The following is a 17008-nucleotide window of genomic DNA, read 5'->3' as shown; positions in this document are numbered from 1 at the left end:
CTGACAGGATCAGGCGACCGCGCTGTCGCTGATTTCACGGATACGGTCGAAAAGCAGCGTAACCCGCTCCTCGTCGAACACCTGTTCCGGCCCGGTCGGCGCGATGTCGGTGAAGGGCCGTTCATAAAGCAGCCCGGGATCCATGCTGCCCTGATGGGTCAGGTGCTCGATCACCATATTGATGAACTCGATCTGGGTCGCGCTCGCCGTGCCGGTCGACAGGAATTCCCCGAACGCCTCTCCGACCGCCTTGCGGTCGAGCCCGACGAGGGAACGCACGAAACGGCCAAAACCGTTGCTTGTCTGGCGCGCCTTCTCGATGTCGTCGGCATCGCCGATTCCAGCATCGAGCAGCATTTTTTCCAGTTCCGCGAGGTCCACCGAGGTGAGCGGCTTGCCCTGCCTCAAGCGATGCAGAACGATGTGGTCCTCATGCGCCTTGAGGAAATGCCGGGCCTTCGCCTTGAACCGGGCAAACTCGGTCTCGCCGACCTGCGGCAGCTCCAGCTCGACACCTTCCCCGATCTCGTCGGCGAAGTTCGAATAGACGATCGCCCTGCGCCCCTTCTCGATGTGCTGGATGAGGTTGCGCAGCCTCAACCGGACGAGTTCGAGCAGCGAGACTGTCACGCCTTCCCACCACTGATCCGACAACACGTCCTCGATCAGTTCCATGCGTTCTGCGACGGAAGGAATGCCGGCCTGGCTCTGCAAGGCGGAAGCGATCTCCCGCAACTCGCTCTTCAGTTTGGCGAAGCGCTTCGAGCCGGCGAGCAGCGCCAGCTCCAGGGAGAACATCAGGAGGTCGAAGCGCTTGGCCTCCTCGGTGCCGAGCGTGACCGATGTCGGCAAAGGCGCGATGTCCTCGACGAGTTCGCCGCGCGCCTCGTCGTCGAGCGCGATCCACGCCTCCGGCTGCCGGTATTTCTCGACGGCGCGGCGCTTCTGGCGAACGACGAAGCTGTCGAGATTGATCCCGGCGACCGTGCCTTGCAGGACGCCGAGCGCGTCGGCGCGAATCTGCTGCTCCGATGGCGGAGCATCGTCCTTGCCCGGCGGCTCATAGGGCGGCGAAGGCCCCTCCGACACGGAGGACGGCGTGTCTTCCTTCTCTTCCAGCGCTTGGACGAGATCGAGCCGGGCCGCGAACAGCCGTTCCGACAACGACTTCGCGGCGCTTGCCTCCTTGATCTCCGGATTGGCGCCGAAGAATTCGAGGTTCATGCAATAGTCGAAGACGCGGAAGAACTCCTTGTCCTGGCCGGGGCCGAAGAGGTCGGGGCAGAGGCGCGTGCCTCGCCCCATCATCTGCCAGAATTTCGTCTTGGACCGCACCTGCTTGAAGAAGACGAGGTTCACCACTTCGGGCACGTCGATGCCGGTGTCGAGCATGTCGACCGAGATCGCGATGTGCGGCGGCTTGGTCTTCTTGGAGAAATCGTCGATCAGGGTTTGCGCATAGGCGCCGCTTTCATAGGTGATGACGCGCGCGAAATGTCCAGCGAGGCTCGGATAGGCGGCATTGAAACGCGCCTCGATGAACAGAGCGTGATCCTGGTTCTTAGCAAAGATGATGGTCTTGCCGAGCCGGTCGCCGCCCTCGACCTTGAGGCCGTTCTGCATGAGATGCGCGATGACCTGATCGACCGTATCCTGGTTGAACAGGCGCGTGTTGATTTCGGCCGCATCCACGGAATCGGGGATTTCCTCATCGCCCCATTCCAGCATGTCCCACTGGTCCTTCTCCTCTTCGGAGAGGGCGTCATAGCGTAGGCCGGAGCGCACGATCTTCAACGGCACCGAGATGGCGACCGGCGGCACGAGGTGACCGTCGGCGACGGCCTCGTCGAGCGAATAGGCATCAGTCGGAACGCCGTCCTCCAGGTCGAACAGCGAATAGGTGTTCTTGTCGATCTCGTCCTTCGGCGTCGCGGTGAGACCGACCAGGAAGGAATCGAAATATTCGAAAATCGCGCGGTAGCGCTGGTAGACCGAGCGATGCGCCTCGTCGATGACGATCAGGTCGAAATGGCCGGGGCCGAAGGTCGCCTTGCCGTCCCGCTTGCCGTCGATAAGGTTCATCATCGTCGGATAGGTGGAGAGGAAGACACGTCCCTCGCCGGTGCGTTCGGTAACGAGATTGACCGGCGCGGAATGCGGCAGATGCGCCTTGAAGGCGCCGGCCGCCTGGTTCACCAGCGCGATGCGGTCGGCGAGGAACAGCACCCGCTTCACCCAGCCGGCCCGCATCAGGAGATCGACCAGCGCAATCACGGTACGGGTCTTACCGGAGCCAGTCGCCATGACCAGCAGCGCCTTGCGTTCGCCGTCCTCCTCGAAGACCTTGGCCACCGAACGGATGGCGCGTTGCTGATAGGGGCGGCCGGCGATCTTCAGGTCAGTCCTGGTCTCGGCGAGTTTTCCGCGCCCGGCGCGGCGCTGGACGATCAGCTCCAGCTCGTCGCGCTTGTAGAAGCCGCCGATCTGGCGCGGCGGATAGCGCGTATCGTCCCAGATCCAGTGCTCGTAGCCGTTCGAATAGAAGATGACAGGCCGCTGGCCGTAACGGGCTTCCAAAGCATCGGCATAAAGCTTCGCCTGCTGTTGCCCCTGCCGCGCGTCGCGGCGCGTGCGCTTGGCCTCGACCAGGCCGAGCGGCTTGCCGTCGGCGCCCCACAGCACATAGTCGACGAAACCGACGCCCTCATTGTTGGGCATGCCCTCGACGCGGAATTCGACATCCTCCGGCCTGTCGAGCGCCCAGCCGGCCTCGCGCAACAGGAGGTCGATGAAGCGGTCGCGCGTCTCGGCTTCGTCGTAGTCGTGGCTCGAGGGAAGCGCCTCGCTCGCCTGCCGGGCGGCGGCGACCTCGGCGCGAAGCCGCTTCAGCTCCTGGTCGAGATTGGCCTTGTCGGCGAGCAGTTTCGTCAGCTCGCCGTCCCTGGCTTCGAGTTCGGCCTGCTGCGCCTTGAGATGGGCGAAGGCCTTCTTCAGCGTCTCGTCGCGGCGCGACAGTATGGCGGCGTCGAAGGCGAGCCCTTCCGCCGGCTTTGCTTGGCGCGCATAGGTGCGTGCCAGCCAGAAGCAGACATGGAAAAGCTCCTTGACCGCGCCGAGCGCTTCGCCGGGCTGGATCACCGTGCGCTCTTCATGGACGGCGCGGTTGCGCAATTGGTTGATATATTTCGCCTTGGCGAAAACAGGGCCGGCGATCGCCTTGAAACTCGGCTCATGCAGCAGGGCGGAGATGTTGTCCTGATAGGGCAGCTTCAGGCCCGGATCGTTCCTGAACGCCCATTTGACGCCGATCTCGACCGTGCGCCCGGCATAAAACACCGCCGCCCGCGGGTCCGACGCCGCATGCTTCTCGGCCGCCACCGCCGCCTCATGGACGCTCGGAAACTCGGCGGCGAGAAAGGCGAAATTGGACATGGGCTAGAGTTGTCCGGAAAGGGCTCGGTGTTGGAGGGAGGAAAAGAGTACTTCTGCGTTGCTTGAGGAGGAGATCAACTGCTGCATTTCCGTTTTGACGGCCTGCGCCAATCGGGCGAATTTTCGCTGTAATTCGATTGGAGGAACGACAGTTGGGAACTCCGAGAGCTGTGTTTTGTTGATGGATGCAATCCCCGTTGTCTGCTTCGCTACGCTTAAGAAATACCGTTTCCCATATGGGCTTCCAACAAGCCAGCTCAAAAACAACGGCAGAACCGCTTCTGTTTTCAGTCGAACCCGAAAGATATGATTCTGGTGTATTGCTTCCTTCAGTTCACCCGCCCAGAGAGTACCGCGCCCGAGCTTGTCAGGATCGCCACCCTCGGTCAGCAGGAGATCGTCCGTATGAAGACGGTATCGTGCAACTTCGCTTTCGGTTGCCTCGATCGTTTTCACGCCGGTGAGTTTAAGCCTGCGATCCTGAACGTTGGCAACCGCCAAGTAAGGCACTTGTCTGGTCGGCTGCCCGTTCAGCTTCCTACCCTTCGTTATTCCCGACCCAATCTCGGCCAAGTTCGATAGTGGAATGAAATTTCCCCATTTGGAAAGGTCGTCGCTGGTATGACCAAACAAGTCGAAGAAAGTCGACTGCGTGAGGCTGTCGAGCAGTTCGATGGCGCGCTTGCGCTTGCGGCGTAGCGCATCCGCCTTGTCCAGGATCGTCGCGATCCTCAGCTGCTTGGGGAGCGGCGGGAGGGGGATGAGCGAGTTCTTCACAATCCGGTCGCTGACGGCAGGATAGCTTGCGCCAGTCGCCTCACGAACCATCGTCTCGATAAACTGCGGCGACCGAACCCAATGCATGAGGTAGCTGCTTAGCACCTTCTCTGGGTTTGGTCTTAACACACAGAAGCCGGTTGATGCTGTAGCGCCGTCATATTCGTCGGGAACGGGAGCAACGGCATTCAGATTCGGTCTAACCGTGGATACCAGAATGTCACCGGCAGCAACGAGTTGTCGGGCTCGACTCGGCGCATCTTGACCTCTTAGGAACGACGCATCGCTGATTACCTTCGAGGTTTGATCTACCGCGCTAAGGTCGATGTAGCAGAATTCTTGCTCGGGGTGACGTGTTGGGTTCCACGTGCCGACAGACAATGTCAGATCGCCAATTGCGACAGACATCGTCACAGCATCGCCTCCAGTTCCCCTAGCCCTTCGGCAATCTCCGTCTCCAGCGCCTTTAACTCCGCGATGATCTCCTTTGGCGGGCGGTGTTCGGCCACCTCATGCACCACCTCCTTGTAACGGTTGATGGAGAGGTCGTAGCCGGCGGCTGCAATCTCGGCCTTGGCCACGCAGAAGCTCTGCGCCGTGCGTGGACGGTCGCGCTCGGCACCGTGACGTTCCGTCCATCGTGCGGCGATATCGGGCAAGTTGTTCTTCGCCAGTTCCTTGTCGGAAAGCGTCAGGTTGACGAAATGCCCGGCCTCGCGGTGGCCGGGCGTGGCGCCGAGCTTTTCGCCTGACAGGAGCGGCGTGCGCTTGTCGTCGAGCGAAAAACCGTCGGCCTGGCAGTCGTAGAACCAGACATGATCGGTGCCGCCCGAATTGGTCTTGGTGAAGAGTACGATCGCCGTCGACACGCCGGCATAAGGCCGGAACACACCCGACGGCAGTTTTACGATGCCGTCCAGCCTGTGGTCCTCGACCAGCATTTTTCGGATCGCCTTATGCGCGGTGGACGAGCCGAACAGCACGCCGTCGGGCACGATGACAGCGGCGCGCCCGCCGGGCTTCAGCAGCTTCAGGAACAGCGCCATGAACAGAAGCTCGGTCTTCTTGGTCTTGACGATCGACAGCAGGTCCTTGGCGGTCGTCTCGTAGTCGAGCGATCCCGCGAAGGGTGGATTGGCGAGCACGAGGCTGTAGCGGTCCTCGTCGCCGGCATGTTCCTGCGAGAGCGAATCCTTGTAGCGGATGTCGGGGTCCTCGACGCCGTGCAGCGTCATGTTCATCGTGCCGATGCGCAGCATCGTCTGGTCGAAGTCGAAGCCGTGGAACATTTCCGAATTGAAATGGTCGCGCGTCTCCTGCTCGTGGAACAGCTTCGGATGGTTCTCGCGCAGATATTGCCCCGCGGTGACCAGGAAACCGCAGGTGCCGCAGGCCGGGTCGCAGATGACGTCCTTCGGCGTCGGCGCCGTCATTTCCACCATCAGTTCGATGATGTGGCGCGGCGTGCGGAACTGGCCGTTCTGGCCTGCCGTGGCGATCTTGCCGAGCATGTATTCGTAGAGATCGCCCTTGGTGTCGCGATCCTGCATCGGGATTTCGGCAAGCAGGTCGACCACCTTGGCGAGCAAGGCCGGCGTGGGGATCGTGAAACGCGCACCCTTCATGTGGGTGGCATGCGCCGTGCCGTCTTCCGCCATGTTCCGCAGGAACGGAAACACATGTTCGGCGACGATCCCGAACATGGTGCCGGGGTCGCGGTTCTTCAGGCGCGACCAGCGCATGTCCTGATAGGCGACGCCACCATCCGCACCGATGCCGTCCTTGCCCTCGGCAAAGATGCGGCGGCGCATCGGCTGGCCGGTGCGCGTCGATCGGTTCTCCTCGAGCTGCTCCGCCTCGTCCAGCCCGCGCATGAACAGGAGATAAGTGATCTGCTCGATCACCTCGATCGGATTGGCGATGCCGCCCGCCCAGAAGGCGTTCCACACGGCATCGACCTTGGAGCGCAGTTCACCTGTGATCATTCTTTCAAGCTCTTGATTCCCGAAGTCGCGACAACCTAGGCTAGGTGCAGCCAAAAGGAAAAGAGGCTTGGGGTGGCGAACGCTTGGATGGTGCGCGCGGAGCGCAAGGGCAGACTATACGACGTCTTCAAGGAGCGCGGGGTGGTCGCGATCGGCTGGCACGAGATCGGCAGCCTCGACGACCTGAGAAGCCGCGAGGTAATCGCCGCCAAGGTGAAGCAGCAGTGGCCCGAAACGTCACCTCAAGGGGTGGCGATGGCCGCCGGCCAGATACATCGGTTCAGGACGGAGATGAAAAAGGGCGATACCGTCGTCACTTATGATCCTGGTCGCCGCGTGTATCTCGTCGGCAGGATCGTGGGCGATTATGAGCGGGATCCCTCGGTCGACGAGGAAGATCCCAACGTCCGGCGGGTCGCCTGGGAGGATGAAGTGTCCCGCGACCTTCTTTCCCTCACCAGCCGCAACAGCCTCGGCGCGATCTCCACGCTTTTCCTGTTGTCCGATGATGTCGTCGCCGACCTTCGCCGGGCGATGAACTCGCACCAGCCCGCGCCCACACCGGGTATCGCAGACGATGCGCAGGCGGAAGACGACGTCTTCAAGAACATACAGAGCAAGGCGATCGAGTTCACGAAGGATCGGGTTTCAGCGCTCGACTGGTCCGACATGCAGGAGCTCGTCGCGGGCCTGCTCCGCGCCATGGGCTACAAGACGCGCGTTTCACCGGCAGGGCCGGATCGCGGCAAGGACATCGTCGCCTCGCCCGACGGCTTCGGCTTCGAAGCGCCGCGCATCGTGGTCGAGGTAAAGCACCGCCAGGGAGCGATGGGGGCGCAGGCGATCCGCAGCTTCCTCGGCGGTCGCCACCCCCAGGACAAAGGCCTCTATGTATCCACCGGCGGCTTCTCGAAGGATGCCCACTACGAAGCCGAGCGTGCCAGCATTCCGCTGTCGTTGATGACGATCGACGAGCTGGTCGAGGCCGTCATAGAAAATTACGACCGGCTTGATGTCGAAACACAGCAGCTTCTGCCCCTCAAACGGATTTATTGGCCGGCCTGAGCCGGCTCCCGCCCTATTTCCCCTCGTCGACCCTCAAGATCACCGTCTCCTCCGGCCCAGCCGGACGCCGATCCTGTGCCGTAACGTCCAGCTTCACGGGCAGCGCAGGCGGTCGGACAGGATGTTCCTGGCGATGCCGAGGCTCTCCCGGATTCGCCGAAGCGCGTGAGCCCGTCTAAGGCGTCGCGCACTATGAGCACGCGACCCACCATCAGCCGCCGCGATGCCTCAGATGTATCACCTGCTCAAAGCGCTAAGCGGCGCGAGTGCGCGCTGCGCCTGCTCACACGACCATAGGGCCGTTCGAAGTTATTGCCGCGGCCCTCCGGCCGAGCCGCACAGCGAGTCGTTCCGCTCGGTCGCAAAGATCGCGAGAAGGTCGGCGTTAGGGCAGAAGTGCTCCGCGTTTTTCGCGGCAGTCCCTGCCTCCAGCTCGCGGAAGCAGCGTCTCTTCGAACGGCATCGCATGCAGGCGATCTCGGCGTCGCGCAGCATCCTTGGATAGTCTTGCTCCAGCTCACCGCCATTGACGCGGAATGCCTCCATCATGCGGTACAAGCGCAGCTCCGACCCACCATTTCCCGCTGGCAGCCGGAACTCGCTTCTCCAGGCGCCGAGATCATCCGGCGTTTTCCTCGCAACCGGCCCGCGTCTGCCAGGGCCACTTCGATCATTGTCGGGGCATGAATAACGATGCCATGTGTCGCGCACGGCCTGGAAAAATGCTGCAACTCCCTGCATTGGTTTCTCCTTCCAACTGCTCGAGCAACGCCCAAGACCGACCGCCCCATGTGTTGCCCTCCCTTCGGGTGATCGCCGCGACGAACCTCAAATCGGCGCCGACGCGCCGGCTGTTCGTCGCTGCTTTCCGGCCTGCGGTATGGACGGCTGGTTCGCAGCGTAATCCGGGGAGCTGTTGGCGCCTTGATCAGGATCAAGGCATCTCCGCAGAACGATGCGAGGCGTGTCGGCAGGCGGTCTTCACACCGTTCTTACAGGGAGAACATGCCGGCAGACTGATGGGGCGGCGCAAAGGTCGCAAGAAAGGCCCCTCACCCTTACCCTCTCCCCGTAAGAAGAACGGGGAGAGGGGGACCTCAGCGTCGCATTCCTCCTCGGAAACTGAGGTTCGTGCATTTCCCACCCCTCAGTAGGCTCTTGGCGATCGGAGAACGCGGATGAACATAAGGCGATCTTTACCATATCAGCCCGATCGGCAGCGTCGCCTTGGATCACTCGCGCCCTTCTTCGAGGTGACGGACGGTTGCGAGGCGCCTGACGGCGATCGTCGCGAGGGCCTGCGCCCGCTCCCGGGCGGCCTGCGAAGGCAGCGTCTCGCCGGCCTCGATGTAGTAGTCGACCAGCCATTCGCAGAGTGCATCCAATGAGCGGGGCGGCGGCAGGCCGACGGGCGCGGGATCCTGGAGCGGATCCGATGCGAGATCGTGCGAGAGCTTGCGTGCCTCGAGGGCGAGAGCGCGGTAGTCGTTTGCTCCTTGGTGCTTGTCGGCGCACTGCTCCAGTTTCCGGCAGACCTCGAGCTCCAGTTCTGCCAGGTCATGGGGTTCGCGAACCGTCGCGCCTGCATGGCGGCCTGCGAAGAAGGCCTTTCGCCGCGCGCGCCTGAGCGTCTTGGCATGTTCCAGTTCCTCGCGCGCCATCCGTTCCGCGGCCTGCCGGATCTCGGGCGACGCATTCTGCGCGGCGACATAGGACCAGAAGGCGAAGGCGCGCTCCTCGTTGCGCACGGCAATGGCGAGCGAGCGGTAGGCCTCCACCAGTTCGGGTGAGACAAGGCCGATGCCTTCGTCGTCGAAGACGCCCTCCGGCGCGGGGCCGGCGTGGAGGACCTCGGGCCGAAGGCCGATCTGTTTCGACCAGGCGGCCACCATATCCATGTGGCCGGTCTCCTCGGCAACCAGTTGCTCGAAGACATCGGCCAGTTCCGGGCGGCCGGCGGCGCGCATGCGTCCGGCAAGGCCGGCATAGCGGTCGGCGGAGTCCTTCTCCATCGCCATGGCGACGGCCAGAAGCTCCTCCATCGAACGGATGGGCCTCGACGGTTCGGATTTCAGACGCGGCATCGGATCGCTCCTCCGGTTCATGGCGACAGTACAGGCACCTTCACCGGACTTGTTTGCGCTCGATCAAAGAAGTGCGGGCCGAAACCGGCGACATGTTGCGCGGCAGGCCGCATTCGAATGGCCTGGAGAAAGGTGCAGATGCCCGCGCGCATTTCAATACGGCGGACCGGAGCGAGTGATGCCTTCCGCATCATTGCGGAAACGCTTGCCGCCTGCCTGCGCCTTCTTGCGGCGCTTGCATGTCTCGCGGTCTGGACGGTGCCGGGCCACGCCGCCGGAAGCCTGCAGGATTTCCTCGCGAATGTCAGGCCGGACGAGCTGATCCAGGGTGCGGAAGCCTATGGCGAGATCGCGGGAAGCCCACCATTGGCGCCGCTGCTGTCGGCGGGCAGGACGGTCGGCCACGCCTATCTCAACACCGATTACACAAGTGCCGTCGGCTATTCCGGCAAGCCGATCCACATCCTTGTCGGCATCGATCCGCAGGGCGTCATCCGCGGCATCAAGCTGGTCGAGCACAAGGAGCCGATCGTTCTCATCGGCATTCCGCAGGAAAAGGTCGTTGCGGGGCTGAACTCGCTGATCGGCAAGGACCTTGGACGCGTGGCCTCCGGCAGGGAGCAGCCTCCGCAGGTGGACATCGTCAGCGGCGCGACGGTGACTGTCCTGGTGATGGGCGACAGCGTGGTGCGCTCGGCCGTGCGGCTGATCCGCAGCGGGCGCCTAGGAGGCACCGACGCGGCCGCTACGCCCATCCCCACAGTCGCCGCCCGCACCGTCGACATGGCCGTGTCTGAGGTCCGCGACTGGAACACGCTGGTCGGTGACGGTTCGGTCCGCAGCCTGCGGCTGACCGTCGGCGAGGTGACCAGGGCCTTTGCCGACGCAGGCCATGCGAAGGCGGCCGCACGGCCGGAGACAGGCAATCCGGACGATCCCTTCATCGAGCTCTATGTCGCGCCGGTCAGCGTGCCCACCATCGGCCGCAGCCTGCTGGGCGATGCCGCCTATGAGAGGTTGCTGAAATCACTCAAGCCGGGCCGGCAGGCGATCCTGGTCGCCGGAGACGGCGCCTACTCCTTCAAGGGCTCGGGTTATGTTCGCGGCGGCATCTTCGACCGCATCGAGCTGCTCCAGGACGGGCAGGGCGTCCGCTTCCGCGACCGCAACCATACACGGCTCGGCGATCTGGCGGCCGAGGGCGCGCCGCGCCTGCGCGAGATCGCGCTGTTCCAGGTGCCGGAAGAATTTGCACTCGATCCTTCCGAGCCGTGGGATCTGCAGCTGCTCGTCCAGCGCAGCTACGGCGCGCGCGACAAGGCGACATTGCCCTTCAATCTCGGCTACACGCTGCCGGCGCGCTACCTGAAGGCGGCCCCGGCCGAGACACCGCAAACCGCCTTCCGTCCAAATGCGGCCCAGGCCGAACCGGCCGGCGCGCAAGCGGCGAGCGAAGCGTCCGGGCAGGGCTTGCCGGACCAGGAACCGTTGTGGGTGAAGATCTGGAAGCTCAACACGGTCGAGATCGGCATCACCGTCGTTGCGCTGCTCGTGCTCACCGCCATCTTCTTCTTCCAGAACTGGCTGGTGCGCAGGCCGCGCCTGTTCGCATGGGTGCGGCGGGGCTACCTGCTGTTCACGCTGGTCTGGCTCGGCTGGTACGCGAATGCCCAGCTTTCCGTGGTCAACGTGCTGACCTTCACCAATTCGCTGGTCACGGGCTTCAACTGGGAGTTCTTCCTCTCCGCGCCGCTGATCTTCATCCTGTGGGCGGCAGTGGCGGCCGGCCTTCTGTTCTGGGGCCGGGGCCCGTTCTGCGGCTGGCTCTGCCCGTTCGGCGCGCTGCAGGAGCTGACCAACAATCTGGCGCAATGGCTCAAGGTCCCGCAGGTCAAGCTGCCCTTCGGCCTGCATGAGCGCGTGTGGCCGGTCAAATACATCATCTTCCTCGGCCTGTTCGGCCTGTCGTTCTACTCCGTCGCCCTGGCCGAGACCTATGCGGAGGTGGAGCCGTTCAAGACGGCGATCATCCTGAAATTCGCGCGCGAATGGCCTTTCCTGATCTTCGCGCTGACACTGCTGGCCGCGGGTCTCTTCATCGAGCGCTTCTATTGCCGTTATCTGTGCCCGCTGGGCGCCGCCCTCGCCATCCCCGGCCGCATCCGCATGTTCGAATGGCTCAAGCGCTATCCCGAATGCGGCTCGCCCTGCCAGCGCTGCGCCAAGGAATGCCCCGTCGCGGCGATCCATCCCGAAGGGCAGATCAACGTCAACGAGTGCATCTACTGCATGCACTGCCAGGAACTTTATCACGACGATCATCGCTGCCCGCACATGATCCAGGTGCGGCTGAAGCGGGAGAAGTTCCAGGCGCTGTCCTCGCCTGTGACAAAGGCGCCGGCCACACGTGCCCCGGGCAAGGGACCCGCACGCCCGCCGGTCATCACGCACAAGGGCGTGCCGATCACGGCCGCGACAGCGACCACGGTTGCAACAGCGACCACGGTTGCGACAGCGACCACGGCCCCGAACAAAGACACCGAAGCAACAGGCTGACAGGCCAATCAGAAGGAGACGGACCATGTCGCAGGAAAATCAGGAACGCGATGAGCACGAACACAGGGCGATCCTCAGCAGGCGCCAATTGCTGGGAACGACGGCGGCGATCGCCGCGGCGGGAGCGGCCGGCGTCGGCACGGGCCTGTCGTTGACCGGAGGCCTCGTTTCGCCGGCCGCCGCGCAAGGTGCTGCCGGCGCGCAGCATGCCGAGGTCAAGCCCGGCGAGCTGGACGAATACTACGTGTTCTTCTCCAGCGGCCAGACGGGCGAGGTCCGCATCGTCGGCGCGCCCTCCATGCGCGAGCTGATGCGCATACCGGTCTTCAACCGGTGCAGCGCCACCGGCTGGGGCCAGACCAATGAAAGCCGCAAGGTGCTGACCGAAGGGCTGCTTCCCGAAACGCAGGAATTGCTGAAGGATCTCGGCGGCGTCTACCACAATGGCGACCTTCACCACCCGCATCCGTCGTTCACCGACGGCACCTATGACGGGCGCTATCTCTTCGTCAACGACAAGGCCAATACCCGCGTCGCCCGCATCCGGCTCGACGTGATGAAGTGCGACAAGATCATCCAGTTGCCGAACCAGCATACGGTCCACGGCCTGCGCGTGCAGAAGTACCCCAGGACGGGCTACGTGTTCTGCAACGGCGAGGACCGCGTGCCGATCCCCAATGACGGCAAGATCCTCGACGACAAGACCGGCTATCATTCGATCTTCACCGCCGTGGACGGCGAGACGATGAAGGTCGCCTGGCAGGTCATGGTGGACGGCAATCTCGACAATGTCGATGCCGACTACCAGGGCAAATATGCCTTCGCCACCTGCTACAATTCCGAGGAGGGCCTCAACCTCGCCGAGATGATGGCCAAGGAACAGGACTGGATCGTCATCTTCAACCTCCAGCGCATCGAGGAGGCGGTGAAGAAAGGCGACGTCAAGGAGATGGGCGGCGTGCCCGTCATCGACGGTCGCCATGGCTCTCCATACACGCGCTATGTGCCGGTGGCGAACAGCCCGCACGGCATCAACACCGCGCCCGATGGAATCCATGTGGTGGCCAACGGCAAGCTGTCACCCACCGTAACGGTGTTCGACGTGACCAGGTTCGACGATCTGTTCGACGACAAGATCGAGCCGCGCGACACTGTGGTGGCCGAGCCGGAACTGGGGCTCGGACCGTTGCACACGGCCTTCGATGGCCGCGGCAACGCCTACACCACCCTCTTCATCGACAGCCAGATCTGCAAATGGAGCATCGAAGACGCCAAGCGCTCCTTCGCCGGCGAGGCCGTCGATCCGATCCGCCAGAAGCTCGACGTCCACTATCAGCCGGGCCACAACCACAGCTCCATGGGCCAGACCAAGGATGCGGACGGCAAGTGGCTGATCTCGCTCAACAAGTTCTCCAAGGACCGCTACCTCAATGTCGGCCCGCTGAAGCCAGAGAACGATCAGCTGATCGACATTTCGGGCGACCAGATGGTGCTGATGCATGACGGTCCGAGCTTCGCCGAGCCGCATGACGCGACGCTCGTCCACCGCTCGAAGATCAATCCAGTCAATGTATGGGATCGCGCCGACCCGTTCTTCGAGGATGCCGTCAAGCAGGCCGCGGCGGACAATATCGACCTGATGATCGACAGCGAAGTCATCCGCGACGGCAACAAGGTGCGTGTCTACATGACCTCCTCGGCGCCGGCCTTCGGGCTGGAGAGCTTCAGCGTCAAGCAGGGCGACGAAGTCACCGTCTACATCACCAACATCGACGAGGTGGAGGACCTGACCCATGGTTTCGCCATCGTCAACTACGGCATCAACATGGAAGTCGCGCCCCAGGCCACGGCTTCGGTGACGTTCACTGCGAGCAAGCCCGGCGTCTACTGGTACTACTGCTCGTGGTTCTGCCATGCCATGCACATGGAGATGAAGGGCCGCATGTTCGTAGAGCCGCAGGGCGTCTAGGGCATGGTCCGTCCCCTTGACATAGCCACGATGGGAATGGCGGCGTTCATCGCCGCCGTTCCCCTGCGCCTGGCCGGCGCGGCTGAGATCGTCGTCCCGCCCGGCGCGGAACCCTTGCAGGCGGTGGTCGACGCCGCCGCCCCGGGAGACGTGGTGAGGCTGGCGGCCGGCGAGCATCCGGGGCCGGTGGTGATCGCCAGGCCGCTGACCCTCGAAGGCGAGCCGGGCGCAGTGCTCAAGGGCGGCGGTCATGGCAGCGTCGTCACCGTCGCGGCCTCGGATACGATCGTCCGCGGCCTTGCCATCGAAGGATCGGGCATGGATCTCGATGCCATGGATGCCGGGGTCTTCGCGACAGAGGCGGCATCGGGCGTGCTGATCGAGAACAACACGATATCAGGCAATCTCTACGGCATCTATCTGCATGGCGCGCGCGACGCGATCGCACGCAAGAACCGGATCGAAGGCCTGCGCGACGGGCGCACGAGCCGGTCCGGAAACGGCGTCTCCGTGTGGAACGCGCCCGGCGCGAAGGTCCTCGACAACGAGATCAGCTTCGGCCGCGACGGCATATTCGCCAACTCCAGCAAGCGCAACGAATTCAGGGGCAACGTCTTCCGCAACCTGCGCTTCGCCATCCACTACATGTACACCAACGACAGCGTGATCGCCGACAACAGCTCGTTCGGCAACATCGTCGGCTACGCGATCATGTACTCCAGCCGGCTCGAAGTGACCGACAACCTGTCAGATGGCGACCGCGACAACGGGCTGCTCTTCAACTACGCCAACGGCTCCGAGATCCGCGGCAATGTGGTGCGCGGCCGCCCGCAGCCGGCAGGCCGCTGGACCAGCAATGGACAGCGTGTCCGGGACCCCGACTTGCCGACCGCGAGCGGTGCCGAACGGCCGGCGCCGGCGGGACGCGGAATGCGCATCGGGCCGGAAAAATGCGTCTTCATCTACAACGCCAACAAGAACCGTTTCAGCGGGAACCTCTTCGAAGGTTGCGAGATCGGCGTGCATTTCACCGCCGGCTCCGAGGGCAACGCCATGAGCGGCAACGCCTTCGTCCGCAATCGGAACCAGGTCAAATATGTCGGCACGCGATCGCTCGACTGGTCGAGCGGCGGCCGCGGCAACTACTGGAGCGACAATCCCGCCTTCGACCTCGACGGCGACGGCGTCGCCGACAATCCGTACCGGCCCAACGACATGATCGACAAGGTGCTGTGGGAGGCGCCGGCGGCGAAGGTGCTGGTGAACAGCCCGGCGGTGCAGGTGATCCGCTGGGCGCAGGCGCGCTTCCCGGCGGTTTTCCCGGGCGGCGTGGTCGACAGTCATCCCCTGATGAAGCCCGCCGGCGCGCGGGCAACGGAGCGGCCATGAGCATCAATGTCGAACTGAAATCGGTCAGCCGGCACTTCGGCCAAGTCAAGGCGGTGGACGGCGTCTCCTTCTCCGCCGGCCCCGGCGAGGTGATCGCCCTCGTCGGGCACAACGGCGCCGGCAAGACCACGCTGATCAAGCTCATGCTCGGCCTGGCGCGACCCAGCGCCGGCTCCGTCTCGGTGCTCGGCGAGGATCCGGCCGCCGGCGACGCCGCCGTGCGCCGCCGCCTCGGCTACCTGCCCGAGAACGTATCCTTCAATCCGGCCCTGACGGGCCGCGAAGTGCTGCGATTCTACGTCCAGCTGAAGGGTGGGAAGAGGCGCGCCGAAGACGCCCTCCTGGAGCAACTCGGCCTCTCCCATGCAGCGGACCGGCGCGTCGGCACCTATTCGAAGGGCATGCGCCAGCGGCTGGGGCTCGCCCAGGCCATGATCGGCACGCCGGCGGTGCTGCTGCTGGACGAGCCGACGACGGGGCTCGATCCGGAACTGCGCCAGCAGTTCTACCGCATCCTGCGCGAGATGCAGTCATCGGGAGCAACCGTGCTCCTGTCGTCCCACGCGTTGAACGAGCTGGAAGGCAATGCCAGCCGCGTCGTCATCCTGAATGAGGGGCGCAAGATCGCCGACGGGTCGCTCGACGAGTTGCGTCACATCGCGCGGCTGCCGACCAGGATCCGCCTGAAGGCGGCGGATGGCGGCGCAGAGCGGCTGAGGGCGTGGATGGGGTCCTCTCCCCGGCTGCGGCAGATCAACGGCCACATCGTCGAGATCGACGCCACGCCGGAGGACAAGGCCGCCTTCCTCCGCCGCACCGCCGGCGAGGACGCTCCCTTCGAGGACCTCGACATGGTGCCGCCCGGTCTCGACGAACTCTATGCCCATTTCCTCGCGGGGAGAGCGTCGACATGAAGACGATCCTGTTGCTGGCGTCCAAGGAGATCCGCGAGGCCCTGCGCAACCGATGGGTGCTCGCCGCCACGGCGCTGCTGGCCGTTCTCGCGCTCACCCTCGCCTTCCTTGGCAGCGCACCCACCGGCACCGTGGGGGCCGGCGCCCTCGACGTGGTGGTGATCAGCCTCGCCAGCCTCACCATCTTCATAGTGCCGCTGATCGCGCTGCTCATCTCCCACGATGCCATCGTCGGCGAGATCGAGCGGGGCACCATGACGCTGCTTCTGAGCTATCCGGTCGGGCGGCGGCAGGTGCTCGTCGGCAAGTTCCTGGGCCATATCGCCATTTTGGCTTTCGCCACCTGCGTCGGCTACGGGCTCGCCGCGCTTGCCCTGCTGGCGGCCGGAAGGGCAGACGGCGGAGGGTGGAATGCCTTCGCGGTGATGACGGCTTCCTCCGTCCTGCTCGGCGCCGTCTTCGTGGCCATCGGCTACCTGGTCAGCGCGCGGGTGCGCAGCCGCGAGACCGCCGGCGGCATCGCCATCGGCATCTGGCTCGTCTTCGTCGTCATCTACGACATGGCGCTGCTCGGCGCGCTGGTCGCCGACCAGGGGCGCTTCGTCGCCGGAGGCGTGCTCGACGCATTGCTTCTGCTCAATCCCACCGACGCCTACCGGCTTCTCAATCTCACGGGCTCGGCCGACATCGCCGCCGCATCGGGCATGGCAGGCGTGGTCGAGCATGCCGCGCTGGGGCCGGGCGCACTGATTGCTGCGCTCGCGGCGTGGATTGCCGGGCCGATGGCGCTGGCGGCGCTCGTCTTTTCAAGGAGGGAGCTGTGAACCCACGATTTGC

At 64.1% G+C, this 17008-nt stretch carries 11 protein-coding genes; 6 read left to right on the top strand and 5 right to left on the bottom strand.

Annotated features, from left to right (window positions below; all coding sequences use genetic code 11):
- Nucleotides 1-9 precede the first annotated feature (9 nt).
- Genes JN280_RS07635 through JN280_RS07625 form a run of 3 tightly spaced genes read right to left on the bottom strand, consistent with a single transcriptional unit; the run spans nt 10 to nt 6194 of the window.
- A complete protein-coding gene (locus JN280_RS07635; RefSeq protein WP_202311187.1) occupies nt 10-3432 on the bottom strand; it encodes a DEAD/DEAH box helicase family protein in 3423 nt (1140 codons plus the stop codon).
- A gap of 3 nt (nt 3433-3435) precedes the next feature.
- Nucleotides 3436-4617, bottom strand: coding sequence for a restriction endonuclease subunit S (locus JN280_RS07630; RefSeq protein WP_244743486.1), 1182 nt, complete (start codon nt 4615-4617; stop codon nt 3436-3438).
- A 2-nt stretch (nt 4618-4619) separates the two neighbouring features.
- Nucleotides 4620-6194, bottom strand: coding sequence for a type I restriction-modification system subunit M (locus tag JN280_RS07625; protein ID WP_202311183.1), 1575 nt, complete (start codon nt 6192-6194; stop codon nt 4620-4622).
- Between the two features lie 72 nt (nt 6195-6266).
- On the opposite strand from JN280_RS07625, the gene JN280_RS07620 reads away from it, so the two are divergent.
- Nucleotides 6267-7259 carry a restriction endonuclease gene (locus JN280_RS07620; RefSeq protein WP_244743081.1) on the top strand — a complete coding sequence of 331 codons (993 nt, stop codon included), beginning with the start codon at nt 6267-6269 and terminating at the stop codon, nt 7257-7259.
- Nucleotides 7260-7568: 309 nt separating this feature from the next.
- Here JN280_RS07620 and JN280_RS07615 read toward each other — a convergent pair whose 3' ends face one another.
- The gene (locus JN280_RS07615; protein ID WP_202311181.1) at nt 7569-8000 is read right to left on the bottom strand and encodes a hypothetical protein; all 432 of its coding nucleotides are present in this window, start codon (nt 7998-8000) and stop codon (nt 7569-7571) included.
- A gap of 491 nt (nt 8001-8491) precedes the next feature.
- Nucleotides 8492-9343 carry a ferritin-like domain-containing protein gene (locus tag JN280_RS07610; protein WP_202311179.1) on the bottom strand — a complete coding sequence of 284 codons (852 nt, stop codon included), beginning with the start codon at nt 9341-9343 and terminating at the stop codon, nt 8492-8494.
- 138 nt (nt 9344-9481) lie between these two features.
- On the opposite strand from JN280_RS07610, the gene JN280_RS07605 reads away from it, so the two are divergent.
- The 5 genes from JN280_RS07605 to JN280_RS07585 are packed head-to-tail and all read left to right on the top strand — an operon-like array spanning nt 9482 to nt 16995.
- A complete protein-coding gene (locus JN280_RS07605) occupies nt 9482-11899 on the top strand; it encodes a NosR/NirI family protein (RefSeq protein WP_244743078.1) in 2418 nt (805 codons plus the stop codon).
- Between the two features lie 25 nt (nt 11900-11924).
- Nucleotides 11925-13868 (top strand): TAT-dependent nitrous-oxide reductase, encoded by a 1944-nt coding sequence (nosZ, locus tag JN280_RS07600; protein WP_202311175.1) that lies wholly within the window; start codon nt 11925-11927, stop codon nt 13866-13868.
- A gap of 3 nt (nt 13869-13871) precedes the next feature.
- Nucleotides 13872-15257, top strand: coding sequence for a nitrous oxide reductase family maturation protein NosD (locus JN280_RS07595; RefSeq protein ID WP_202311173.1), 1386 nt, complete (start codon nt 13872-13874; stop codon nt 15255-15257).
- Nucleotides 15254-16171, top strand: a complete 918-nt coding sequence (locus JN280_RS07590) for an ABC transporter ATP-binding protein (RefSeq protein ID WP_202311171.1) — start codon at nt 15254-15256, stop codon at nt 16169-16171. The genes JN280_RS07595 and JN280_RS07590 overlap by 4 nt, the downstream gene beginning before the upstream one ends.
- The gene (locus JN280_RS07585; RefSeq protein WP_202311169.1) at nt 16168-16995 is read left to right on the top strand and encodes an ABC transporter permease; all 828 of its coding nucleotides are present in this window, start codon (nt 16168-16170) and stop codon (nt 16993-16995) included. Before JN280_RS07590 ends, JN280_RS07585 begins: the two co-directional genes overlap by 4 nt.
- Nucleotides 16996-17008 lie beyond the last annotated feature (13 nt).

The organism is Mesorhizobium sp. L-8-10 (genome assembly GCF_016756635.1).
GTDB lineage: Bacteria > Pseudomonadota > Alphaproteobacteria > Rhizobiales > Rhizobiaceae.
The sequence above is the reverse complement of the archived record's forward strand: the minus strand, read 5'-3'. Positions and strand labels throughout refer to the sequence as shown.